21 protein-coding genes are annotated in these 22,958 nt (G+C 63.2%); 6 read left to right on the top strand and 15 right to left on the bottom strand.

The genetic code is table 11. The features are described 5' to 3' along the window. Positions 1-186: 186 nt before the first annotated feature. The 13 genes from RB623_RS03085 to RB623_RS03025 all read right to left on the bottom strand — a co-directional run bounded on the left by RB623_RS03085 (position 187) and on the right by RB623_RS03025 (position 12,704). Complete coding sequence (locus RB623_RS03085) at positions 187-2,241, bottom strand: VWA domain-containing protein (protein WP_308055283.1); 2,055 nt, start codon at positions 2,239-2,241, stop codon at positions 187-189. A gap of 2 nt (positions 2,242-2,243) precedes the next feature. After that, entirely contained in the window at positions 2,244-2,804 is a 561-nt protein-coding gene (locus tag RB623_RS03080; protein WP_308055480.1) for a sigma-70 family RNA polymerase sigma factor, read from the bottom strand. Between the two features lie 111 nt (positions 2,805-2,915). Beyond that, positions 2,916-3,344, bottom strand: coding sequence for a DUF1810 domain-containing protein (locus RB623_RS03075; RefSeq protein WP_308055282.1), 429 nt, complete (start codon positions 3,342-3,344; stop codon positions 2,916-2,918). Positions 3,345-3,510: 166 nt separating this feature from the next. Next, a complete protein-coding gene (locus RB623_RS03070) occupies positions 3,511-4,242 on the bottom strand; it encodes a dienelactone hydrolase family protein (protein WP_308055281.1) in 732 nt (243 codons plus the stop codon). Between the two features lie 131 nt (positions 4,243-4,373). Beyond that, a complete protein-coding gene (locus tag RB623_RS03065) occupies positions 4,374-4,763 on the bottom strand; it encodes a VOC family protein (RefSeq protein WP_308055280.1) in 390 nt (129 codons plus the stop codon). 10 nt (positions 4,764-4,773) lie between these two features. Further along, entirely contained in the window at positions 4,774-6,207 is a 1,434-nt protein-coding gene (locus tag RB623_RS03060) for an APC family permease (RefSeq protein WP_308055279.1), read from the bottom strand. A gap of 105 nt (positions 6,208-6,312) precedes the next feature. Next, on the bottom strand, positions 6,313-7,002 hold the full coding sequence (locus RB623_RS03055; protein WP_308055278.1) for a hypothetical protein: 690 nt from the start codon (positions 7,000-7,002) through the stop codon (positions 6,313-6,315). A 224-nt stretch (positions 7,003-7,226) separates the two neighbouring features. Beyond that, positions 7,227-7,664: a hypothetical protein gene (locus RB623_RS03050; RefSeq protein WP_308055277.1), complete on the bottom strand. Its 438-nt coding sequence runs from the start codon at positions 7,662-7,664 to the stop codon at positions 7,227-7,229. A gap of 109 nt (positions 7,665-7,773) precedes the next feature. Next, a complete protein-coding gene (locus tag RB623_RS03045; RefSeq protein ID WP_308055276.1) occupies positions 7,774-9,345 on the bottom strand; it encodes a trimethylamine methyltransferase family protein in 1,572 nt (523 codons plus the stop codon). Between the two features lie 162 nt (positions 9,346-9,507). Next, complete coding sequence (locus tag RB623_RS03040) at positions 9,508-10,038, bottom strand: GNAT family N-acetyltransferase (RefSeq protein WP_308055275.1); 531 nt, start codon at positions 10,036-10,038, stop codon at positions 9,508-9,510. Further along, positions 10,035-10,376, bottom strand: coding sequence for a DUF1778 domain-containing protein (locus RB623_RS03035; protein ID WP_308055274.1), 342 nt, complete (start codon positions 10,374-10,376; stop codon positions 10,035-10,037). The genes RB623_RS03040 and RB623_RS03035 overlap by 4 nt, the downstream gene beginning before the upstream one ends. Positions 10,377-10,518: 142 nt before the next feature. Beyond that, a complete protein-coding gene (locus RB623_RS03030) occupies positions 10,519-11,091 on the bottom strand; it encodes an HXXEE domain-containing protein (protein ID WP_308055273.1) in 573 nt (190 codons plus the stop codon). Between the two features lie 35 nt (positions 11,092-11,126). Next, positions 11,127-12,704 (bottom strand): serine hydrolase domain-containing protein, encoded by a 1,578-nt coding sequence (locus tag RB623_RS03025; RefSeq protein WP_308055272.1) that lies wholly within the window; start codon positions 12,702-12,704, stop codon positions 11,127-11,129. A gap of 346 nt (positions 12,705-13,050) precedes the next feature. On the opposite strand from RB623_RS03025, the gene RB623_RS03020 reads away from it, so the two are divergent. The 4 genes from RB623_RS03020 to RB623_RS03005 all read left to right on the top strand — a co-directional run bounded on the left by RB623_RS03020 (position 13,051) and on the right by RB623_RS03005 (position 16,438). Then, on the top strand, positions 13,051-13,431 hold the full coding sequence (locus RB623_RS03020) for a hypothetical protein (RefSeq protein WP_308055271.1): 381 nt from the start codon (positions 13,051-13,053) through the stop codon (positions 13,429-13,431). A gap of 180 nt (positions 13,432-13,611) precedes the next feature. Then, positions 13,612-14,310 carry a B12-binding domain-containing protein gene (locus tag RB623_RS03015; protein WP_308055270.1) on the top strand — a complete coding sequence of 233 codons (699 nt, stop codon included), beginning with the start codon at positions 13,612-13,614 and terminating at the stop codon, positions 14,308-14,310. A gap of 472 nt (positions 14,311-14,782) precedes the next feature. Next, positions 14,783-16,000, top strand: a complete 1,218-nt coding sequence (locus RB623_RS03010; RefSeq protein WP_308055269.1) for a phytanoyl-CoA dioxygenase family protein — start codon at positions 14,783-14,785, stop codon at positions 15,998-16,000. A gap of 138 nt (positions 16,001-16,138) precedes the next feature. Then, the gene (locus RB623_RS03005; protein WP_308055268.1) at positions 16,139-16,438 is read left to right on the top strand and encodes a hypothetical protein; all 300 of its coding nucleotides are present in this window, start codon (positions 16,139-16,141) and stop codon (positions 16,436-16,438) included. Between the two features lie 22 nt (positions 16,439-16,460). On the opposite strand, the gene RB623_RS30300 is transcribed toward RB623_RS03005, so the two are convergent. Continuing rightward, a complete protein-coding gene (locus RB623_RS30300; RefSeq protein WP_374121624.1) occupies positions 16,461-17,033 on the bottom strand; it encodes a helix-turn-helix domain-containing protein in 573 nt (190 codons plus the stop codon). 317 nt (positions 17,034-17,350) lie between these two features. Between RB623_RS30300 and RB623_RS02990 the strand changes: the two genes are divergently transcribed. Both RB623_RS02990 and RB623_RS02985 read left to right on the top strand, forming a co-directional pair. Beyond that, positions 17,351-19,429: a hypothetical protein gene (locus tag RB623_RS02990; RefSeq protein ID WP_308055267.1), complete on the top strand. Its 2,079-nt coding sequence runs from the start codon at positions 17,351-17,353 to the stop codon at positions 19,427-19,429. Between the two features lie 90 nt (positions 19,430-19,519). Continuing rightward, positions 19,520-21,691 (top strand): hypothetical protein, encoded by a 2,172-nt coding sequence (locus RB623_RS02985; protein ID WP_308055266.1) that lies wholly within the window; start codon positions 19,520-19,522, stop codon positions 21,689-21,691. Between the two features lie 52 nt (positions 21,692-21,743). Here the strand turns inward: RB623_RS02985 and RB623_RS02980 are convergent, their stop codons facing one another. Further along, a complete protein-coding gene (locus tag RB623_RS02980; protein WP_308055265.1) occupies positions 21,744-22,808 on the bottom strand; it encodes a helix-turn-helix transcriptional regulator in 1,065 nt (354 codons plus the stop codon). Between the last annotated feature and the right edge of the window lie 150 nt (positions 22,809-22,958).

Below are 22,958 nucleotides of genomic sequence, written 5' to 3'. Positions count from 1 at the left end.
CCCTTGTCAGTTATATCTCTCATTCGACATATCTATGCAAAGATATATCTTTTGACAAGAGCGGTTTTCGAAACCTCCAGAACTGCAACAAAAAAGCCGGCTGAGCTTTTGCCCCGCCGGCCTGCCTCACCGCCCAAAACCTGCGTTCTCCACCGGAAAGTTCGTCCGAAGAAGCCGAGCCTTCTCCTACCGGTTGCCGGTGTCCAGTGCCGCCGCCAGCCGCGCCAGCGACAGGAATTCCGAGCGATAGCCGAACGGATCGGCGCCGCGCGCGGCGGTGGCGATCTCAATAATCCTGTCGTAGCCGAAGCTCGCCACCTGGTCGGCATTGCGCAGTTTCTGGCCGAAGGCGGCGACCGCCACCGAAAACCGCTGGTCGGTCGAGGCGGTATCGAAGGACGAAACCGCATTGGAGTCGGTCACCGGCGTGGTGATCAGCTTGGAGACGTCGCCGTCCGGCGCCTTGTAGCGGATCTTTACGAAGGCATATTCGCCGGCGTTGGCGACGCCGCCATTGTCGACCGACGCCTGGCCGTAGCGCAGGTCGTCCATCGCCGTCGCCGGGCTGCCCTTCGGCGTGATCTCGTAGATCGCCGTCACCGAGTGACCGGAGCCGATCTCACCGGCGTCGACGCGGTCGTTATTGAAGTCCTCGCGCTTCAGAGCACGTGTCTCGTAGCCGATCAGCCGGTATTCGGCGACCTTTTGCGGATTGAACTCGACCTGGATTTTCACGTCCTTGGCGATTGGGAAGATGGTTGAGGACGCGTCCTGCACCAGCACCTTTTCCGCCTCGGCCAGCGTGTCGATATAGGCCGCCGTGCCGTTGCCGTTCTGGGCGATGGCCTGCATCATCTGGTCGTTCAGATTGCCGCGCCCGAAGCCGAACACCGAGAGGAACACGCCGCTCTTGCGCTTCTCCTCGATGATGCGCTTCAGATCCTCGTCGTCGGTCTGGCCGACGTTAAAATCGCCGTCGGTCGCCAGCATGACGCGGTTGACGCCGTCCTTGACGAAGGATTGTTCGGCCAGCCGATAGGCCTCGCGGATGCCCGCCTCGCCCGCCGTCGAGCCGCCCGGCGTCAACGTGTCGATGGAGCGCAGGATTTTTTCCCGCTCCGACACCTTGGTTGGCTCCAGCACCGTGCCAGCGTCGCCGGCATAGGTGACGATCGACACCGTGTCGTCGGGACCCAGCGTGTTGACCAGCAGCCTAAAGGCGGCCTGCAGCAGCGGCAGCTTGTCCGGCTCGTTCATCGATCCCGACACGTCGAGCAGGAAGACGAGATTGGCCTTCGGCTTTTCCGCCGGCTTCACGTCGTAACCCTTGATCGCCACATGCATCAGCTTCGTGTTTCCGTTCCACGGCGTCGGCATCACGGTGACGGTCGAGTTGAAAGGCGTTGTCGCGTTGTCCGGGCCCTTCCAGTCGTAGGGGAAATAATTGACCATCTCCTCGACCCGTACGCTGTCGGCGTCTGGCAAAATCCCTTCCTTCAGCGAGCGGCGCACGAAGGAATAGGAGGCAGTGTCGACGTCGATCGAAAAGGTCGAGACCGGATTTTCCAGCACCGAACGAATGGGATTGGTCTCGAAATCTTGCACGCGGTCGCGGTTTTCCTCCTGCACGGCCGGCATGTCGGAAGGCGCGATGCTCGGCGCCGGCTGCGCCATGAGTTTCGAATCGGCTGCCGCGTCGCGGGCGGCTCGCCCGGCTGCCATTGGCTTAGGCGTCGCGACAACGCTGCGCGCCCCGCTGTCCGCGCCACTCTCGGCCACCACGGCCTCGCTCGCCGGTTCCGGCGCGGCAGGCGGCTGCGCCGGTTGAACCGTCAAGTCGGCCAACACGTCGTGCTCGGCCTCGTCCTGGTCGCCCTTCTTCTTCTCGCCAGCCGCTACTTCCTGCTTGCGCTCGCGCGGAGCATCGCCAGCCTGCTGGCCGGGCGTGAAGACCAACGGCGAATCTTCCATAAGATAGAAGGCCGTGTAGCCGGCGATCGGCAGCGCCACGAGGGTCGCCAGGGCCGGCGTCGCATAGAGTTTCTTGTGCATCATCCCACTCCAAAGCTTGATTGCTCTGTCGGTGAGACGCAGCGGTTTTGCCGTTCCTTGGGTTGCTTGCGAATTTTTTTCGGCCTCGAAGGCAGCCATCGCCGCCTGCATGGCGCGCGCCCTCGCCTCACCGGTGGGTTTCGGCGGTTCGATGCCGCGCAGGGCAAAAAGTTCGTTGTCGTCGACCATGGTCAAACTTTCCCGGCTGAACGCATCAGCACCTTCAGCCGTTTCTTCGCTTCATGGATGTGCCATGAAACCGTCGCCTCCGAGATTGCCATCACATCCGACGCCGCCGCATGGCTGAGCCCTTCGCCATAGACCAGCAGCACCGCGTCGCGCTGCTTGTCCGGCAGTTGCCGCACGGCGGCCCAAAGCGCCTCCGCCTGGTCTTCGGGCTCCGGCTGGGCTTCGCCGTCGATCAACGCATGCACGCCGAAAGCTTCGGTCTTGGCGGTTTCCCGCGCGGTCTTGCGCGAAAAATCGCGGGCGGCGTTCAGCGTCAGCGTGTAGAGCCAGGTGGTGAAGGCGCCAGCGCCGCGATAGGTTTTGATCGCCGATCCCAGCCGCACGCAGACTTCCTGCGCGACGTCCTCGGCGTCGGTTTTTCGGCCGCACCAGCGCCAGGCGACGCGGTAGACAAAATCATAGTGCCTCTCGACCAGTTGGCCGAAAGCCTGCCCGTCGCCCCCGCGCGCCCGGCCGATCAGGTCGGCGTCGGAAGCCTCGATCTCATCCACGGCAAGCGCCATCATTTGCCGGTGAGACGAAGCCTACAGGCCATTCCTTGGGGTGTTGAGAAGATTTTTTTTGCAAGAACTAGGCGGTCCCGCGTTCTGCACCATTGGAGCACCTCTTCGCCGTTATGGCCGCTCCAGAATTCGCAGCGTCTCGCGATCCGGCTCGCCGTCAAAATATTTGTCCAGCGCGCGCAGAAAAACCTCCTCGCCGCTGGCCTCGGCAAACAGCGTCAGGCAGGAGCGCAGTTTTGTGTCGTCGGGGCTGCCGAAGATGGCGTGCGCCGAGTTTCCCTCCTGCTCCAGCACGATCTCCACGCATTCGCGCAGCCGCTCGCCGAGCAGCGGATGCGCCAGATAGGCGCGCGCCTCGGCTACCGAGCGAACCGCGAATTTCTGCGACATGGCGCTCATGCCGAGGCCGGCGACCTGAGGGAACACGAACCACATCCAGTGGCTGGTCTTGCGTCCCTGCCGCAGTTCGTGGAGCGCCCTGTCGATCACCGGCGCCTGCGCACCGACGAAACGGGAAAGTTCGAAAGGATCGTCGGACATGGGTCTGTCGAGATTCAGGTCAGGGCGAGTCGAAATTACGGATTTCGAGAACCGGAATGGTGTGTACGTTCCGCTACACGAATACCGGAAGCGCAGAAAGCCGCCATTTGCAGACCGCCATGGCCTGAATATCACAGATCCATGGCGGTCATGCCGGAAAGCGCGCTCAGACCCTATCCGATAGGGTTTCCGCAAAAAAGGTGGTCAGTCTCTCCCAGTGGCGCTCCGCCCCGATTTCGTCATAGGCGCCGTGGTCGGGTACGCACCAGCCGTGGCCCATGCCGACATAGTTCTCGATGATGTGGTCGACCTCCGCCTCGCGCAGCGCCTGCGCCAGTCTGGCCGACTGTTCGGGCGGAAAGCTGCGGTCGACACCGGCCACGCCGACATAGACCCGGCCCTTGATGTTTGCCACATGGCGGTGCGGGCTGTCAGGCGCATCCGACGCCAAATTGCCGCCGTGGAAACTGGCTGCCGCCGCGATGCGGTCCGGATAGGTCGCAGCGGCGTTCAGCGCCCGCCCGCCGCCCATGCAATAGCCGACGGTACCGATCGGCCCGGTCGCGCCGGCCGCGTCGAGCGCGGCCAGGAAAGCGGCGGTGTCGCGCTGCGTCATCTCCTGCGTGGTGCCGCCGATCAGGCTTGTCAGTTGCGCGCGCGTCTGGTCATTGTTGAACGCGGTCTTGGCCTCGAACGGCCCGTAGGGCGCCTTTCGATAGAACAGGTCCGGCACCAGCACTGTGTAGCCTTCGCCGGCCAGTTGCTCCGCCATTCCGTCCAGTGCCGGCCGCAGGCCGAAGGCGTCCATATAGACGAGGATGCCGGCCGCACCGCCCTCGAACAGATGCGCCTTCGCCGTTCCATCCGCCGTCTTGATCTCGATCTCGCGTTTGCTCATGTCGGTCCCGATGCTGCCGGTCGTGCTGGGAGAGTAGTGCCCGACCCGGCCATCTCAAGTCCCTCACCAGGAATTGCCGATGAAACGACCGAAGGTTCCGCTCAACCTTTCGGCGCCGCTGACGCGGGCGCTCAGCGCTCGCCGGCGAAAAGCACGAGGTTGCCGTCAGGATCGGCAACGATGAAGGTGCGGGCGCCCCACATCTCTGTCCTCAGCGGGGAATGGAAGGCGACACCCTTCGAGGAAAACTCCTCGAAGAGCGCCTCTATGCCTTCCACGACGATCGAAGCGGCGAGCAGGTCGGGCTCCCTGGGGTCGGATGGAACGGGCCTGCCTGCATCGATGTGACGGATGTTGAGTCTTGCCCCGCCGCGTTCCACCTGACCGTAGAAGGGCGGCTGACCGTGCAGGAAACGGACCGAAAACCCGAGGCGGGACGCATAGAACGCGCATGAGGCCGCGACGTCGGCGCTGAAGAGTTGCGGTTCCGCGCAAACCAGCCTCGGGGCTTTCGCTGTCATGGCCGCCTCGTCAGTTCACCGGGCCGCGCGAGCCAAAATCCTCGGCGTCAGGCGCTGTCGGCGTCACGCCCATGCGCTTGTTGATCGTCACCGTCACCACCCACAGCACGACGCCGATCGCCAGCAGCACGCCGGCGATCGTGTATTGCTCGGGGTTGCGGCCAGTCCATGGCCCCGTCAGAAAACCGCAGGCGACCGCGCCGATGACCGGCAGGATGGTGGGCGCGTGAAAATGCTCATGCGCCACCTTGTCCTTGCGCAGCACCAGCACAGCGACATTAACCACCGTGAACACGCACAGAAGCAGCAGCGCCGTGGTGCCGCCGAGTTGCGGAACGCCGCCGACGAAGGTGATCAGGCCGAAGGCGAGCAGCGTGGTGAAGCCGATCGCCAGATAGGGGGTGCGCCGTGTCGGATGCACCTTGCCCAGCACCGGCGGCAGCACGTGCTCGCGGCTCATGCCGTAGATCAGGCGGCTGGCCATCAGCATGTTGATCAGCGCGGTGTTGGCGACCGCGAACATGGTGATGAAGGCGAAGATGCCGATGGGAAAGTTCGGCGCGCCGGCCGCCACCACCTTGAGCAGCGGCGTCTCGCCCTCGCCGAGTTCAGCCGGCTCGACCAGAGCCACCGACGAGATCGACACCAGCATGTAGATCAGCGCGGTGGCCAGCAGCCCGATCAGCAGGATCTTCGGGAAGATCCGCACCGGATCCTTGGTTTCCTCGGCCATGTTGACCGCATCCTCGAAACCGACCATGGCGAAGAAGGCGAGTGTGGTCGCGGCGATCACCGGCCAGAGGGGGCTGGCGCCTTCCGGCGCGTGGAACTGGGTAACGCGCGAGACGTCGCCCTGCCCGGCGCCGATCGCCCACAGGCCGATGAAGATGACGATGAGCAGGCCGGTCAGCTCGACGCAGGTCAGCACGATGTTGACCTTCACGCTCTCGCCGACGCCGCGGAAATTGATCGCCGCCACGATCGCCATGAACAGGAGGCCGAGCCACATGATGCCCCAGGTGTTGTTGCCGACGGCCGGGTCGCCGAGGCCGAGGCCAAAGGCGGCGTCGAGATTGACCGAGAAGGCGCGGGAAGCTGTCGAAGCCGAGGTGATGCCCGAGCACATGACCGTGAAGGCGACGAGGAAGGTGACGAAGTGGATGCCGAACGCCTTGTGCGTGTAGAGCGCAGCACCCGCCGCCCGCGGGTATTTGGTCACCAGCTCGAGATAGCTGAAAGCGGTGATCAGCGCGACCACGAAGGCGATGAGGAACGGCAGCCAGACAGCGCCGCCAACCTGCTTGGCCACCTGGCCGGTCAGCGCATAGATGCCGGTGCCCAAAATGTCGCCGACGATGAAGAGCAGCAGCAGCCACGGTCCTATCGCCCGATGCAGGGTGGGCTCAGCGGGAACGGATTTTGGGGAAGCGGTGACGTCGGTCATGCAAAGTGCCTCCACGCGCGATTGGCCTCGCGCCATGCCCGGCCTTTTGCGAGGCCGGCGTTGACCTCCCCCGACATGCGATGGTTGCGCAGGTTGCCGACAATATCAACGCCCGGCGAAGGCGCGCATGTGGAAAGCCTGCACCTCTGCCGGGTAGCGGTACGCCGTGCCATGAGGGCAGGCATTGCGGTCTAGGCAACCTTTGGTCATGCAGGCTTCTCCCGCCGCCGAACGCACATGGGACAGGCATCCCTCATAGGCGAAGCCGGCGTCCGTATAGGCATCGACCGGGCAGGCTTTCATGCAAGGCTTTCCGGCGCACGCATCGCAAAGGTGAATCGGCTCCTCAGCCGGCGGAAATTCCAGTGCCACGTCGAACAGCAGCGCACCGCGATAGGCGTGCCACAGCCCGTATTCGGGGTGCATGAGGATGCCCAGCGGCGACGGTTTCAGACCCTCCGCCCGCATCGCCCAATTCTGGAACGGCAGATAGGGTTTTTCGGAAGGCGACACGGCGCGCGCGCCGAATCGTTCGGCGACCTTGTCGATCGTTTCGCGCGCCCACGTGTCGAGCGGGTCGCGGATGTCCGTTGGCTGCGTTTTTCGCCATTCCACGAAATGCGACCATGGCCCCGCGCCGGCTTGCCCGACCAGCAGCACCGACTTCGCCGGCAAGCCTGAAGGTCCGGGCGGCGCGGTCTGGCTCGCCTCGAAATTGAAGCCGCCCCGCGGGATCAGCCCGTGGGACACCAATTGAATGCAGATCTCCGCCACGCCGACGGCGGTCGACGCCAAACGGTCCCTCTGCCCGGTCCGGTGCTCCATCCAGCAAGCCTACGCCAGCCGGGACGGCGACGAAACCGCCGCGCCGACATGTTCCGGGTCACTTGCGACCCCTCGGGTCGCCGCACGTGACCGTGCTATGATCTCCCCCGCCAAAAAAACACCCGATTTCGAGGGCTGACGTGGCGGCGAGGCCTATTCTCTGGGATAGCTGGGCGTGACGCCCAGCCGGTTGGCTACACACGCCGCTGCTCGCGACCGGGATCATGCGGCCAGGAGTAGCCTCCAGTCACATGTACCCATTCCCGTCCTCGATCGTCCCGGATCGCAAGGCGCAGGCGGAATGCCTTCTGCGGTTCTCCATTGCGTTTGAAGTCACGGCTGGGTCCCTCGCCGAGTTCGAATGTCGCGCCGCAGGCCGACGGTTTAAGTCCCAAAGCGCGGCATCGGTCGAGAAGCTTCGCCCTATAGGCCAAGATCATCGGCAGCAAATGGGCCGTGGGAGGGTCGGCCGTTCCGTTGAGCAAATCGAAGCGAACAACCCCGCTTGAAACAGTCGAAGCGACGGTGTGGATTTTTCCGATGGCCCAATAGCCATCCAGATCGTTGTTGCGGCTCACAAAAGAACTGGCGAGATCGTTCGCCACGCCTTTCAGCATTCGCCTGCGCGCCATGTCGTTTCCTTTTGGCGCGCGCTCACCTCTTGCCCGGCCCGAAAGCGCTGCGCCAGACTTCCTTGTGAATAATTTCGGCCACTTTAGCCCGGCCTGAATCGGGCTCCCTTCACGTGAAGGCGTCGGGCATCGAGTTCTTCTTCTGTGTAATGAAGTCGACCAGCGCCTCGTCGATCGCCGGATCGAGGTGCGGCGCTTCGTAGCTCTCCAGCCAGCGCCGGCAGAGTTCGTTGGCGCGCTGCGCGGCGCTCTTTTCGCCTTCCGCCAGCCACTGCTCGTAGGAATTGTTGTCGGCAATCGACGAGCGGTAGAAGGCGGTCTGGAAATTCGCCTGCGTGTGGTCGCAGCCAAGATAGTGGCTGCCCGGCCCGACCTGGCGGATGGCGTCCATTGCCTGGCCGTTTTCGGAAAGATCGACGCCCTCTGCCATCTTCTGGGCCATGCCGAGCTGGTCGACGTCCATCATGAACTTTTCGTAGCCCGATGACAGCCCGCCCTCCAGCCAGCCTGCGGCATGCAGCACGAAATTGGTACCGGCAAGCAGCGTCGAATTCAGCGTGTTGGCGCTCTCATAGGCGGCCTGCGCGTCGGCGATTTTCGACGCGCAGAGCGAGCCACCGGTGCGGAACGGCAGGCCGAGCCGCCGGGCCAGTTGCGCCGCGCCGTAGGACACCAGCGACGGCTCCGGCGTACCGAAGGTCGGCGCGCCCGATTGCATCGAGATCGATGAAGCAAAAGTGCCGAACAGCACCGGTGCGCCGGGGCGGATCAGTTGCGTCAGCGACGCGCCGGCCAGCACCTCGGCCAGCACTTGCGTCAGCGTGCCGGCCACCGTCACCGGGCTCATCGCGCCGGCGAGAATGAACGGCGTGACGATGCAGGCCTGGTTGTGGCGCGCATAGACTTTCAGCGCCCCCAGCATCGTCTCGTCGAACACCATCGGCGAGTTGGCGTTGATGAGCGAGGTCAGCACCGTGTTGTTCTCGACGAAATCGTCGCCGAACACGATCTTTGCAATCGCCACCGTGTCCTCGGCGCGTTCCGGCGCGGTCACCGAGCCCATGAACGGCTTGTCCGAATATTTTATGTGCGAATAGATCATGTCGAGGTGGCGCTTGTTCACCGGCACGTCGACCGGCTCGCACACCGTGCCGCCCGAATGGTGGATCGACGGCGCCATGTAGGACAGCTTCACGAAATTGCGGAAATCCTCGATGGTGGCGTAGCGCCGGTTGCCGTCGAGGTCGCGCACGAAGGGCGGACCGTAGACCGGCGCGAACACCGTGGCCTTGTCGCCGATCTCGACATTGCGCGCCGGGTTGCGCGCGTGCTGCGTGTAGGTCTTCGGCGCGGTCTTCAGCAACGAGCGCGGCAGGCCGCGCGGAAAATGCACGCGCTCGCCCTTCACGTCGGCGCCTGCTTGCCGGAACAGCTCCAGCGCCTCGGCGTCATCGCGAAAATCAATGCCAATCTCTTCCAGCACTGTGTCGGCATTGTGCTCGATCAGCGAGATGCCTTCCTCGCCAAGCACCTCGTAGAGCGGGATCTTGCGTTTGATGTAGGTGAGTTGCGTGCCGGGCCCGCCGCCGCTGCGCGCCGCGCGCCGCGCCGCCGCGCCGCCCGAAGCACCCCTGCCCCGCCTGCCGCCGGTTTCCTGCTCGGCCGTCAGGTTGTCGCTCATGGTCGTTTCCTCAAGAATCCGCTCCAGCCGCGTCGCCCGCGGCCTTTCCTCCAGATCGTAGCCAACGACCATGCCCGAAACGGCCCGGCAGCGCCAAGCCCTGTCGCAATGAAGACACGGGCACTTCAGGGGAACTTGCGGTCGACTGCATCGCACGCACCGTCAATCGATGACGGCTTGGCCAAAGCCGGCGACCACCGTTTCAATCGGGAGAAACAGCGTGCGGCTATCCGCCGGATACTCGATAAATTCCGCACAGGCCAAGTAGAAGCGTTTTGCTCGGTCGTCCTTGGCTTGAACGAGCACGGCCCCTATGCCGATGCTCTGCGACGCAACCGCGATGCGGCGGAGTGCGTCCGACAGCAGGTCCGCGCCGAGACCGCGGCCGGCATGGTCGCGGTTCACCGCCAGGCGCCCGATGATCGAAACAGGAATTGTGTCAGGCGCGTTGCGTCTCACCTTGCCTGGCGCCGCCATCCGCTCGACCGCTCCGACCGAAATGCAGAAATAGGCGACGACCCGGTTGCCGTCGCAGACGACGTAGGTGCGCGAAAACCGGCTCTCGTTCTTCAGGGCGCGATGCCTGAGCCAGTCATTCAGGACCGGCTCGCCGCAGTCGAAATCGGAGAGATCGTGATCCGAGGTCAGCGGAACGGGCGACGATAGTCCTGTCTGCCGACCTTCCGGCGTCATCTCTCCCACGCCGGCGTTCGGTCGAGGAGCGCGCGCAGCTTCGGTCCCGGCGCGGGCGGATCGTCGAGCGCCCGCACGAAGGCGTCGTATCGCTCGGCATCGAGTGCGAACAGGCGCTGGTCGAGAAGAACGTCGATCGCCGCCGTCCTCGCGCTTTCGACCATGAACTCGGTGCGCGTCTTGCCCAGCACAGCGGCCGCATCGTCGATGAGCCGGCGTGTCTGCGTCTCGATGCGCAGGTTGATGCTGCCCTTGGCGTCGGCACCCGGAGGTCGCTCTGCGGCTGGCGCCGTTGCGACGACAGATTTTACCAAGGAAGAAAAGCGGCTTCGCGTCATAGCGACAATATGGAAGCCCGTATCTACACTGTCAATACGATCCAACTGTCGCAATGAAGACGCGGCCTATGGCAAAGGACGGTTCATTCCCGCGGCCCCTTCGCCCACACGGTCCGTCGCTGCAACGGCGCTGGCTCGGAGCTTATGACTTGGCGGCGAGCGACCGGTATCGGGCAGCCGCGGCGGCAATCATGGCGACGTGAAACAGGACCGCCAAAGCCGCGCCCGCCAGGTGCGGGAAGACGCCTCCGGTCCAGCCCACCGTCCAGATCGTGAACAGGCTCAGCGGCAGGAAAAGAATTATGCCGGTGACAAGGCCGGGATTGTATTTGCGCAGCCGCACCGATGTGGCGAGGTGTGCAAACGCGTTGACCAGCATCACATAGGGAGCAACCAGACCCCAGGCGGGCCCCCACGCGTAGGCAGCATAGAGGGCGAGCAGGTTGATGCCCCACACACATGGCAGGTTGATCACGAGAACGGAGGCGACACTGAGCGCGTCGCGGCCCGCGAAAACATTCTCGTTCACGAATTTGCGGAACCGGTCGTGGGTATGCTCCTCGACCTGATGCGCCATGTAGAACGGGCTGTGCAGAAAGATCAGGAACACCGGCAGCGAAAGCGGGAGGACCGGCGTTATCGCGATCAGCGCCGCCGCCATGAAGCCGGCACCGACGACCCAATAGTCAGCCAGCCAATCCTGAAGTTTGCGCATTGGCCTCCGCTCCGCCTGCCACCCGCAATCCAAACCTACCGCCGCTTGAACGGATAGGGCTGGCCGTTGTCGGCCGAGGCGAAGCGGAAGCCGCTGATGCCGCCGTCCAGCCCCACCTCGAACTGAGCAACGCCGATGGACGTTGGCCCGAGGTTTTCGGCAATGGCGGCAAAGCGGCCCTCCGGCACCAGCGTGACGGAAAACGCCTGCCCGCCGAGATCGTCGAGCTTCAGTTTCGCGCCGGTCTCCTTAAGTTCGACCAGCAGCCCGGCCTCCGCCTCGCTCACCGTTACCTGGCCAAAACTATCGTTGACATAGTCGCCGACCAACGGCGGTAGCACAGTCGCGGCCTGCCGCGTAGCGGGTGCCGCGCCTGCCTTCTCGTCCTGGGCGAAGGCCGCCTTTGCCGCCTTCAGCCGCTCCGCCACATGGTCGACCTCCGGATTGCCGAGCAGCCTGTCGAGCGTCCATTCGCCGATCGCATCGGGCAGGCCGACATTGGTTTCGTTGGTGAGCACGATGACGCCGACGTCCTTGTCCGGCGCCATGCCGATGAAGGCGCCGTAGGCGGTGGTGCCGCCATTGTGCCAGACGAGACGGCCGTTCGGTGTGCTCTGGATGACCCAGCCCATCGCATAGGCCAGCCGGTCCGACATGCCGGTGCGCGGCGTCTTGGTCACACCAAGGTTTTTGGCCGAGACTATCTCCTTGCCCTCGAACTTGCCGTTGGCGAGATGCAGCCGCACCCACGGGCCGAGATCCTCGATCGTCGAGTTGATCGCGCCGGCCGCACCGAAACCATAGGGGAAGATCGGCGTGAACGGCACCTCGACCGAACCCTGTGGCGTCCAGCGGTAGCCTTCCGTGTGATTGGGCGCCGCCTGGATCGCTTCCGCGGTGAAGGAAGAATTCTGCATGCCGAGTGGCCCGAAAATTTCCTTCCGCACCACCGAATCCCAGTCGGGCGCGGAAAACTGGCGGGCGACGATGCGCTGCGCCAGCATGTGCGTCACATTGGTGTAGGCGAAGGTCGACCTGAAACTCGAAACCGGTTCGACGAAACGCATGGCGCGCACCATGCCCGCCTGGTCGACACCCAGGATGCCCATCACGTCGTTGGCCGAGGGCGGCATGCCGGAGCGCTGCGCGAGCAGGTCGGAGACGCGGAAGGCACTCGTCACCCACGGATCCTTCATCTGGAAATCCGGATCGAGGTCGGCCACGCGGGCGTCCCAGTCGAGATTTCCGCGATCGGCGGCGATCGCCATGGTGGTGGCGAGAAAGGCCTTTGTCGTCGAGCCGATCTGGAACACCGTCTTGGTGTCGACCGGTTCGCCGCCCTTGCGGCGCACGCCGTAGCCCTTGAGGAAATACAGCCTATCGCTCGTGACGATGCCGATGGCGGCACCTGGGCTGTCAAAATCCTTCATCCCCTTTGTCACATATGCGTCCAGCCGTATCGCAAGATCGCGGATACGAATCTCCATGGCCTCGTCGGCGCGGGCGCCTTGCGTCGCGCCGAGTGTCCAGACGATCAGTGTGGCGAGAACCCGCAGCGCCCCGCGTCTGGCGAGGACAAATCTTCCGGCGCCAAAAAATCTGTGAAATCCCATGACTTCCCCTCGCCCGCACCATACCCTTGCCAGGACAGCTACCGCATGCCGAGCGTGTCGAAATTCTTGCCGCAGCTTCAGGTTGACAAGCGCGCCGCCCCGTTTCCCTTGGGGAATGTCGTTCTATGGTTATCAAAACGTAACGCAAAGGACTTTCAACCGGGGCTGCCACCCCGGCCGCGGCGTTCCCAACTGGCCGCGCAGGAAGACCGCTTGCGCAACAAGATCGCCGATTGCTGGGCCGCCGGCTCTCGCCTTGTTCGATCGAGGGGAGCGGCTGAAGGTCCGCGGCCATGCCGCTCCATGCGTCATAGGCGCCGCAAATCGGCCATGAAACACAAGGTTAGTGTCAAAGAAGGGTTACCAAACGAAGCTGTTGAAAATGAGAGGGGAAGACTTCCGAACAAGTCTTTTCGCAAACCTCCTTGTTCTGGGGACTTTGTCGGCGGCCTATGCGCATCCGATATGCAACGCCCCTGATAAGGCCAATGACTATGTCGCGCAGTGGACCGAAGCTTTGGTGCTGGCGAAGTGTGGTCCCGAACTGCTGGAAGAGAACGGCAAGAAGCGTGAGATGGGTTGCGACGCTATGCGCGAACCATTGGACCGGGTCCTCGCAGAAGCCAAACGACGGTTCAACCTCGACAGCCCAAATTATCCTACCCAAAAAGAGATCGAGGAGTATTGCGAAATACTCGACAAGGAGAGGATGGACCGACCTTTTTGATCGATGTCCCAGTAGGCTGCTCGGTTGAGCCGCGGCGCCATTGAGGAATCCCCAGTCGCTTTCGTTTTGCAGCGCGTCGCAAATCAGCTAAGGATTTGCAGCCTTTGCGGGCTAGAAATCCGGCGTCGCCATGGCGCAAGCTGATGCGCCCCCGCGCGATGACAAAACCCGAGGAAGACGATGGCCGACGACGAGATCATCCTGTCCGAGCTTTCCGACGACGAACTCGTGCAGCAGATGCACGACGATCTGTATGACGGCCTCAAGGAAGAGATCGAGGAAGGTACCAACATCCTGCTGGAGCGCGGTTGGGTGCCCTACAAGGTATTGACCGAGGCGCTGGTCGAAGGCATGCGCATCGTCGGCGAGGATTTTCGCGACGGCATCCTGTTCGTTCCCGAAGTGCTTTTGTCGGCCAACGCCATGAAGGCCGGCATGTTCATCCTGCGCCCGCTGCTCGCCGCCACCGGCGCGCCGAAGCAGGGCAAGATGGTCATCGGCACGGTCAAGGGCGACATTCACGACATCGGCAAGAACCTTGTCGGCATGATGATGGAAGGCGCCGGCTTCGACGTCATCGACCTCGGCATCAACAACGCGGTCGAAAAATATCTCGCGGCCATCGAGGAGCACCAGCCCGACATCCTCGGCATGTCCGCCCTGCTCACCACGACCATGCCCTACATGAAGGTCGTCATCGACACGTTGAAGGAAAAGGGCATCCGCGACGACTATGTCGTGCTGGTCGGCGGCGCGCCGCTAAACGAGGAGTTCGGCAAAGCCGTCGGCGCCGACGCCTATTGCCGCGACGCGGCGGTAGCCGTCGAGACCGCCAAGGACTTCATGAAGCGCAAGCACAACGTCCGCGCCTCGGCCTGAACCGTTTTTTGGCAAATTCAGTATTTTACATCCCATCTGCCGGTTCATTGGTTGCAACACGTTGCAACCGCCATTACGCGCTTCGCGATTTTTCAACGTGTTGCCAATGAGTCCGCGCAACACGGCAGGTCTGAAAAGCCCTGCCGTATCCGGCAAGCGTTCCTGTGCGACGCCTCTACTTTGGGGGACGGTTGATGGAATGGCAGCGTCAGACCGCTACTGTAGCACTTTCGCAGGTCGGACCGTCTGCATAACCCCGTCGAGCCAAGCAAGCACTCCCCGCGATCACGGCCCTGGTGGAGCCGCCGACGGCCGATAAAGCCGCCACCTGAGGACTTTCAATCCTCGATCGGATAGCGGTAATTTGGCGGCCGCCCGATTGCCACACATTGCGGGTTGTACTACGGTCCCGGCTCGGCGGGGGACTTCCAGAGAAAGATATACCATCCGCCCCTATTACCAAGGAGTGGAAATGAACGTTGCACCAAGGAAGATCTTACCTGCCAGTGACCGCGATCTCATTGAGGCGCACGATGAATCGCTTCGCCTTGAAAAGCGGGCCACGGCAGAATTGCGGGATCGATTGGATAGCTATCTTCCTCCCAATTATCGATCCCGCAAGATGGTCGACCACTGGGACCGTTTCATCGATAATCGTGGTTATATGACGGAAGACGAATATATGAACTTCCGTTATGCCTGCGAGGAAACCCGACTACAGAGCAATATTGTGTTCTCATCTGTACTAGCCGACAATCTTCCTTCCGCCAAGATCAAAATGGAGGAATCGATGTTTGCCGATGCTTTGAAGAAGGGGAGTGAAAACACTGTCCGCCTGAACGGCGAAGACGATTCAGTTCAATTGTCCGATCCTTGGGCAAGCGTCATCGACGGTGGCTACAAGTACCTGAGGAAATATGGATACTGGAAGGTTCCATCTCTCGCTCCGGCCGATTTGGTCAAGAATCTGCGGTCCAAGATCGAGCGCCAGTTCTCAAGCATCCAGGAAGAGGTCGACAAGACGATGGCCGGCAAGGATGGCGCTCAACTCGCACATTGGATCAAGACCAGCCAAGCTTTTGTCTTCGAAGACCTCCACAAGCTCGCTTCAGACCCTCTGTTGTACTCTGTTGCCCAGAAATATCTCGGCGTACCGCCGATCTTCACGACGCCGGTCTCCGTTCTTTCCGGTCCGGTGCGGCCCAAGCAACAGACAGAGATGTTCGGAACCGGCCAGCTTTATCACTACGACATGCATCGGCTGAAATTCGTCAAGATGTTCATCTACTTGACGGATGTTGGCCCAGGCTCTGGCCCACATACGCTCATCCCCGGCACGCACATCAAGCGCCCCGACTCCTTGTTGGAAGACCGTCGCTACAGCGAGGAGGAGATGATCGCCTCGGGCGTAAAGGGAGACGAAGTCAGTATCACCGGTCCTGCGGGAACCGTGTTTTTCGTGGATACGAGTTGCTATCATAAGGGTGCCTCTCCCCTGACCGATTATCGGATAATGGCACAGGTCCAGTTCAGCAACTCGTTGTTCGGAAAGCCCGTCAAGCCGGTCGAGCACAAGATCCAGCACGCCCATTCCACCGACCAGATGAGCGGAACGCTGGAAAAATCGTGCAACCTGGTGCGCAAATATGCGCGAAAAAGGGGGGCGAGGTTCATGCAGAACTACATTTGAGGGATCACAAGTCGCTATGGCGACGCAAGGAATATCTTCATCTTCAATTCGGCGCTGAGCGCATCGACTAATGTCGACGCCATCGCCGACTTCCTTGCCGCCGACGACACGATCTAGCTCGACGACGCCGTCTTCACGATGCTGACCACCGCCGGGACGCCGCTTTCCGGCTATTTCAGCGCCAACGCCACGGAACTGGCGGCCGATGCCAACGGCCGCGTCACCTACGAGACAGATACCGGGACACTCCGTTGCGACGGCAACACCGCCGACAGCGCTACCCTGTTCATAAGTCTGACAAATCTGCCGGCAATCACCTATACGGGTTTCGTGGCCTATAGTTCCGGTCACGTCCTGATATCTTGCCTCAATCGATCCGGTTATTCCAGGAGCGATCACGCTGCGGCGCTAACGGCTCGGCTGTCGGTAGCTAATTAAGATGTCCGGTTTTGGTAGCACATCATTTGTCCGCTTCTGTTGTTGCGTCGAAGCGGTTCACGCGGGCGGGCGAAGCGGGTATTATGCGCCGGCAGGTAGGTCTGTGCGATGAAGCGGTTGGCCGCGTCGATCTCGCTGATGCCGGCAAGCGCCAGCTCTTTCGGCAGCCGGTCATGCAACGTGGCGAACATCCGCTCCGAGCGGCCCGGGCCTCCCCCGCGCACGGCTTCCGCCGGTGCGCGCCGCGCCGCTTCGACCGCTCCACCAGCCCAGCCGCGTGAAGCCGCGTCTTGGTGAAGGTGTAGCCCCAACTGAAATTATGGTCGCGAACCAGGTGCTCGTGAAAATGCTTCACGTTCCAGCCGCGATAGCGTTCTCGGTAAAGCCAAAGCATCTCCTCCACCGCAGCCGCCGCCGCTCGACGCCCCGAAACGTTGCCAAGCCAGCGGTCCAGCAGACCGGCATCCCCACTCTCCTCGTAGCGGTCACGATAGCGCCGGAACTGCCGCTCCGACATGCCAAGCAACTCGCCGGCTTCCAACAGCGATAGATCGCCGCGATCCCAGCGGCTCAATACGTCCCGAAACTTCTGCATCTACCGGTCCTGTAGCCATGCTGCCCGTCTCATCCCCAGCCTCCATCCGCTGGCGATCAAGCCGGACAACTCGTGTGCTACCTAATCCGGACAACTCATCTGCTTACGACACTATTTCGGCTGAGGCTGGATTTTCGCGCCACATCGGCGTATCCTCTCGCCATCTGGAACATGCTTGGGCCCGAACATCTGGCCTGAAAGCCGGGCCGGGGCCGGTCAGCCGGACCTTGGCTTCATGGGACGGTTTCACGCGTCCGACCTTCCGAACGGGGCATACATCTTCGCATTGAAATGACCTTTCATTTCAAGGAGGAAACATGCCTGTTCTCAACGTGGACGTTTCAACCGACTTCTCGGCCGACAACCTCGTCGACATCGACGGGATCATTTACGGCGATGGCGTCTCCATCGCAGCGACCTTCGACAGCAGCCAGTTCGGCGGCGGAAAAATCTCCGACAGCGTGGAGGTGACCGGCGGCGCGGGCACCAATTTCCTGCGGGTGGACATGTCGGCGGCGGGTGTCTTCTCAGCCCTGGACTGGACGTTGACCAACTGGACCGGCTTGGACCAGGTCCAGATCTTCGGCACGGTGGGCAACGACGAGATCCACGGAACCGACGGCAGGGACCAGATCGGCGCGCTGAACAATGGCGGAGGCGTCGACAAGCTGTTCGCCTATGACGGCAACGACGTCCTGCGGCTCCCAGGCGGCGCCGTGGCGGGCTCCATCTTCGACGGCGGCGCGGGTACCGACGGCCTGCTGCTCACCCAGGTCGCCGACTATGATTTCACCGGGACCACGATCGTCGACGTCGAGCAGGTGCAGTTCGCACAGATCATCACCGCCACCTTCAATGACAACCAGTTGGGCGCCGATGCGATCAATCAGGTCATCGGCACCAAGTCCGACCAGAACGTGGTCGTCGTCGAGGGCTCCGCCACCGACCTGAGCGAAGTCAGCTTCCTCACCTGGGGCCGCCCCGACCAGACCATCTCGATCGAGGGCGAGATCTTCGTGGCTAACGACCTCGTCGGGTCGGATCAGGACGACACGATCAACGGCGGCTCCGCCGGCGACACACTGGAGGGTGGTGGCGGCACCGATACCCTGTTCGGCAACGACGGCGCCGACAAGTTCGTCTACCGCGCGGGCAGCGATCTGGTGAAAGGTGAAAACGAAGCCGTGATTGGTGCCGCCGGCACCGACACCCTGCAGCTTGTCAACACGGGCGCGATCGACTTCTTCGAGGCCGTCTTCAACGGCGTCGAACAGCTCGCCTACCAGTCCGGCACCAGCAGCGCTCGCGTCGGCTCCGAGGCGATCATCGATTTCGACAAGGTCACCGGCAGCGCGCAGGTGGACACACTGACCGTCGACCGTACCGGCGCCGGCCTGTTCGACCTGTCCAAACTCGCCTTCTCCAACTGGGCCAACGGCACCGACGTGATCAAGGTCAACGGCACCGCTGCCGGCGAGATCGTCATCGGCACCGTCGAGGACGACACGATCGACGGCAAGGGCGGCAACGACACCATGTCGGGCGGCGCCGGCGACGACGTCTTCCGCGTCGGCCAGGCCGGCGACGTCATCGACGAGGTGGTTGGGAAAGGCGACGACCGGGTCATCTCCACGACCAGCTACGCGCTGAATGGAGGCGCATCCGTCGAGCTTCTCACCACCAACAGTTCGGGCGCGGTGGTGGCCATCGACCTCACCGGCAACAGCTTTGCCCAGGAGATCGTCGGAAACGCCGGCGAGAACACGCTGCACGACGGAGGCGTCGGCGCGGCCGACACGTTGAGAGGGTTAGGCGGCAACGACATCTATCGCGTGTTCAACGGCGCCGACGTGATCATCGAAAGTTCGACGCAAGGGGCGGAGGACCGAGTTATGGCCGCCGTCGACTACACGCTCGGCAAGGGCGTCTTCATCGAACTGTTCACCACCAACGGCTCCACCGGCACGTCGGACATCGACCTCACCGGCAACGAGGTCGCCCAGGAGATTCTCGGCAACGACGGCGACAACCGGCTGGAGGGCAAGGGCGGCAGCGACACGCTGCGCGGCTTCGACGGCAAGGACAGTTTTGTGTTCGCCTCGACCATCGGCGCCGCCAACATCGACATCATCCTCGACTTCGTTGTGGTGGACGACCGTTTCCTGCTCTCGGACAACATCTTCACCGTGCTGGCGGGAGGCACGCTGTCGGCCGCCGCCTTCCGCGCCAACGCGACGGGGCTGGCCGAGGACGCCAGCGACCGCATCATCTACGAGACCGATACGGGCGAAGTCTACTACGACGCGGACGGAACCGGCGGCGGCGCCGCCGGCATCGAATTCGCCACTATCGACGCCGGCTTGGCGCTCACCAACATGGATTTTTCGGTCGCCTAGGCGTGACTGGCACCCGCCTCGATACCTGAGGACGACATTCCCTCGAATCTGGCCGGCGTAAAATGACAGGAACGCAATGGAGGCAGCATCATGGCAGGGTACTCAGGCAGCAGCCAGGGCGATACGGCGAATGCCGCGACCGGCGTCCTCCAGGGATTCTTCGGCGGAAGCCTCAACCAACTCACCGACAACCTCGGCGACATGATCTACGGGTTTGGCGGGGACGACTTCATCTTTGCCGGCAATGGCAACGACTACATCGAAGGCGGCCCGGGGCATGACGCGCTGAACGGCGGCGCCGGGGACGACACCATCCACGGCTATGACCCTCTCCGACCCGAGGACTCAACCGGAGACGAGATCGTCGGCAATGACGGCAACGACAGCCTGTATGGCAGCGGCGGCGCCGACGTCATGGACGGCGGCGACGGTGACGACGTAATGAGCGGCGGCGGCGCCGACGACATCATGTGGGGCAATCTCGGCGTTGACGGCCTCGTTGGCGGGGATGGCAACGACACGCTCTATGCCGACCTGTTCAATCGGCGTGACGATCTCGCCCCGAACACCCTGCACGGCGAAGGCGGCAACGACGTCCTGATCGGCGCGGCCGGCAATGATCGCCTGCTTGGCGGCGCAGGCGACGACGTCATGGAGGGTGCCGACGGCGCCGATTCGTTCATATTCCAGTTGCCTGGCGAGGTGGGCGCCGGCGAGATCATCGACGGCGGCGCGGGCACCGACAGAATCGAGTTGGTGGACGGCGTGAGTTTCGTCCAGGCCGCATCGATCGCCAGCATCGAGATGGTCGAGTTCCGCAACGCCGTCGCCGCGACCTTTTTGGCCCAGCAGGTCAAGACCGGCATGGCTGCGAATCTCGTGCTCAAGGCCAGCTTCCCCGGAGAGGGGGACGATACCTTCGTGGTCCAGATGCGGGCCGAAACCAGCATCGATCTCGCGAGCTTCAACTTCGAGCGATGGGAAGCGGGCGATCACATTCGGATCGAGGGCGACGGCGATGCCGAGACCATGACCGGCAGTTTCTACAAGGACGTTCTGTTGGGGAACGGCGGCAACGACATTCTCGAGGGCGGCTTCGGCAACGATACGCTGGACGGCGGCGCCGGCATCGACACGCTGTCGGGTTCCTTCGGCGACGACTTCTACGTCGTGGACAATGCCGGCGACCTTGTGACCGAGACGGCCGGCAACGGCAGCGCCGACCGGGTGGCGGTGCGGGTGAGTTATGCATTGGCGGCGGTCGTCGCCGTCGAGTTGCTGACGACCACCGCCTCCACTGCAACGACGGCGATCAACCTGAGCGGCAACGGCCTTTCGCAGACGATCACCGGCAATGCCGGCAACAACGTGCTGAAGGACGGCGGCGGCGCGGGCGACGTGATGAAGGGGTTGGCCGGCAACGACGCTTATCTCGTCTACAGCGCGGCAACGACGATCATTGAAGGCGCCTCGCAAGGCATCTCCGACAAGGTTGCGGCAGCCGTGGATTTCACGCTCGGCGTCAACGTTCATGTCGAGACGCTCGCCACCACCAAGGCTTCCGGCACCTCCGGCATCGGCCTTACCGGCAATGCGTTGAAGCAGGAGATCGTCGGCAACGCCGGTGCCAACGTCCTGCACGACGGCGGCGTCGGTGCGGCCGATACGCTGCGAGGACTCGGCGGCAACGACACCTATCGCGTATTCAATGCCGGCGACGTCATCGTCGAAGCGTTCTCGCAGGGAACGGCCGACCGGGTGACGGCCGCCGTCGACTACAAGCTTGCGACGGGAGTTTATGTCGAGCTGTTGACCACAAATGGCTCGACCGGCACGTTGGACATCGACCTCACCGGCAACGAACTTGCCCAGGAGATCATCGGCAATGCCGGCGACAACAGGCTGGAGGGCAAGGGCGGCAACGACACGCTGCGCGGCCTGGCCGGCGACGACACATTCGTCTTCGCCTCGGCACTTGGCGCCGCTAATGTCGACACCGTCCTCGATTTCTTCGTCGTCGAAGACCGCTTCCTGCTCTCCGACGCGATCTTCACGGCACTCGACACAGGCACGCTTGCGGCAGCCGCCTTCCGTGCGAACACCACCGGCCTGGCACAGGACGCCAACGACCGCATCGTCTACGAGACCGATACGGGCGAAGTCTATTACGACGCGGACGGGACCGGCGCCGCCGCCGGCATCGAATTCGCCACCATCGACACCGGCCTGGCGCTCACCAACATGGATTTTTCCGTGGCGTGAGGAGCAGCTTCACTCCCGCGCCGGCTGCAACGACGGCACGCACGAGCGCGGATCATTCGAAGCCACGGATCATCGCGACCAGCGAGGCTTGCGTGCTTGCCCCGGTCTTCCCGAAAATCCGCTTGAGGTAGGTCCGCACGCTGTCGACGCCGAGACCGAGCCGCAGGGCGATGGCCGAGGGGCCGCTTCCGGTCGCCAGCAGCGCGGCAATTTCGACTTCGCGCCGCGTCAACCCGAACGCCTCGGCCACGGCCTCGCGGTCTATCTCCCGCGCCGCGTCGGGTTGGCTGACGAAAACGACCATCGCGCCGGACGGTGCACCGCCGCCGAGACAGCCGGCCGGGACCAGCCGCAGCATCAGATGCGGCCGGCCGGATGGCCTCGACAGCCTGAGACGGGTCGCGCCGTGCCGCTCGGCCAGCGCAAGGGCATCGCGCAGGCGCCGCGTATCTTCCGCAGTTGCGCCCAGAAGACCCGAGATCCCGACATCCAGTCCGTCGCGTTCGGCAAGCAGGCGCCGCGCATCCGCATTGGCGAACAGCGGACGGTGGGACCGGTTGCAGATCATGGCGCTCTCGCCGATGTTCTCGAGCAGCGTCTCGAAGGCCGCGGTCGCAACGCCGACCTGCGCCGTGCGCTGGCCGATATCGATCGCCATCCTCAGATGCGGCAGCAGCAAGTTTATGCTGCGCGCGTGCATGCGATCGAAATCAGTCCGCGTCGCATTGCGGCAGATGACCAGCATGGGGCCGGCCGGCAAAGCCTCCACCTTGGCGAACATGCCGTGGAATCCCCCCAGCGGCCGGATCGTCTCGTTGTAGTGGACCGTGCGCGCATAGTCGGCATCCGGCATCAGCGCCGAGCGCAAATGCGCCACACCCGAGGGCAGCGGATCGATCGAGGGGCCGTCGTAAGCCACGTCGGCCATCGCCGCCGCCGATCTTGCGAGTTGGCGCGTGTCGACGCCGGCGCTGGCGAGGAACGGCGGCGTGCTGAGGATGACGTGATCGGCGCGCACCGCATCGCCGATGCCGGCGAGCGCCTCGGTCCATTCCACACGCTGCAGCGCGGCGCCGTAAAGGCTTTCGACAATTGGCAGAATTCGTGTCTGGTCCACCTTCCGCGCTCCCAAATGGGGGCATCGGCCCGTCCGGCCTTACGTTAGGGTAATCGCGGCTGTGCGGCAACGACGAGACTTGCTTGCGGAAGCGGGCGGAGTTTCGGGCTGTGCGCCGCCGGGACGCTGGAAGCCCTTACGGAGCTCGAC

It is taken from the genome of Mesorhizobium sp. LHD-90 (genome assembly GCF_030929505.1).
Lineage (GTDB): Bacteria > Pseudomonadota > Alphaproteobacteria > Rhizobiales > Rhizobiaceae > Kumtagia.
The sequence above is the reverse complement of the archived record's forward strand: the minus strand, read 5'-3'. Positions and strand labels throughout refer to the sequence as shown.

What these genes read in the sequence shown, in the direction of transcription:
- RB623_RS03085 (WP_308055283.1), bottom strand. Translation starts at nt 2,241, where the DNA reads ATGGTCGACGACAACGAACTTTTTGCCCTGCGCGGCATCGAACCGCCG.
- RB623_RS03080 (WP_308055480.1), bottom strand. Translation starts at nt 2,804, where the DNA reads ATGGCGCTTGCCGTGGATGAGATCGAGGCTTCCGACGCCGACCTGATC.
- RB623_RS03075 (WP_308055282.1), bottom strand. Translation starts at nt 3,344, where the DNA reads ATGTCCGACGATCCTTTCGAACTTTCCCGTTTCGTCGGTGCGCAGGCG.
- RB623_RS03070 (WP_308055281.1), bottom strand. Translation starts at nt 4,242, where the DNA reads ATGAGCAAACGCGAGATCGAGATCAAGACGGCGGATGGAACGGCGAAG.
- RB623_RS03065 (WP_308055280.1), bottom strand. Translation starts at nt 4,763, where the DNA reads ATGACAGCGAAAGCCCCGAGGCTGGTTTGCGCGGAACCGCAACTCTTC.
- RB623_RS03060 (WP_308055279.1), bottom strand. Translation starts at nt 6,207, where the DNA reads ATGACCGACGTCACCGCTTCCCCAAAATCCGTTCCCGCTGAGCCCACC.
- RB623_RS03050 (WP_308055277.1), bottom strand. Translation starts at nt 7,664, where the DNA reads ATGGCGCGCAGGCGAATGCTGAAAGGCGTGGCGAACGATCTCGCCAGT.
- RB623_RS03045 (WP_308055276.1), bottom strand. Translation starts at nt 9,345, where the DNA reads ATGAGCGACAACCTGACGGCCGAGCAGGAAACCGGCGGCAGGCGGGGC.
- RB623_RS03040 (WP_308055275.1), bottom strand. Translation starts at nt 10,038, where the DNA reads ATGACGCCGGAAGGTCGGCAGACAGGACTATCGTCGCCCGTTCCGCTG.
- RB623_RS03035 (WP_308055274.1), bottom strand. Translation starts at nt 10,376, where the DNA reads ATGACGCGAAGCCGCTTTTCTTCCTTGGTAAAATCTGTCGTCGCAACG.
- RB623_RS03030 (WP_308055273.1), bottom strand. Translation starts at nt 11,091, where the DNA reads ATGCGCAAACTTCAGGATTGGCTGGCTGACTATTGGGTCGTCGGTGCC.
- RB623_RS03025 (WP_308055272.1), bottom strand. Translation starts at nt 12,704, where the DNA reads ATGGGATTTCACAGATTTTTTGGCGCCGGAAGATTTGTCCTCGCCAGA.
- RB623_RS03015 (WP_308055270.1), top strand. Translation starts at nt 13,612, where the DNA reads ATGGCCGACGACGAGATCATCCTGTCCGAGCTTTCCGACGACGAACTC.
- RB623_RS03010 (WP_308055269.1), top strand. Translation starts at nt 14,783, where the DNA reads ATGAACGTTGCACCAAGGAAGATCTTACCTGCCAGTGACCGCGATCTC.
- RB623_RS03005 (WP_308055268.1), top strand. Translation starts at nt 16,139, where the DNA reads ATGCTGACCACCGCCGGGACGCCGCTTTCCGGCTATTTCAGCGCCAAC.
- RB623_RS30300 (WP_374121624.1), bottom strand. Translation starts at nt 17,033, where the DNA reads ATGCAGAAGTTTCGGGACGTATTGAGCCGCTGGGATCGCGGCGATCTA.
- RB623_RS02990 (WP_308055267.1), top strand. Translation starts at nt 17,351, where the DNA reads ATGCCTGTTCTCAACGTGGACGTTTCAACCGACTTCTCGGCCGACAAC.
- RB623_RS02985 (WP_308055266.1), top strand. Translation starts at nt 19,520, where the DNA reads ATGGCAGGGTACTCAGGCAGCAGCCAGGGCGATACGGCGAATGCCGCG.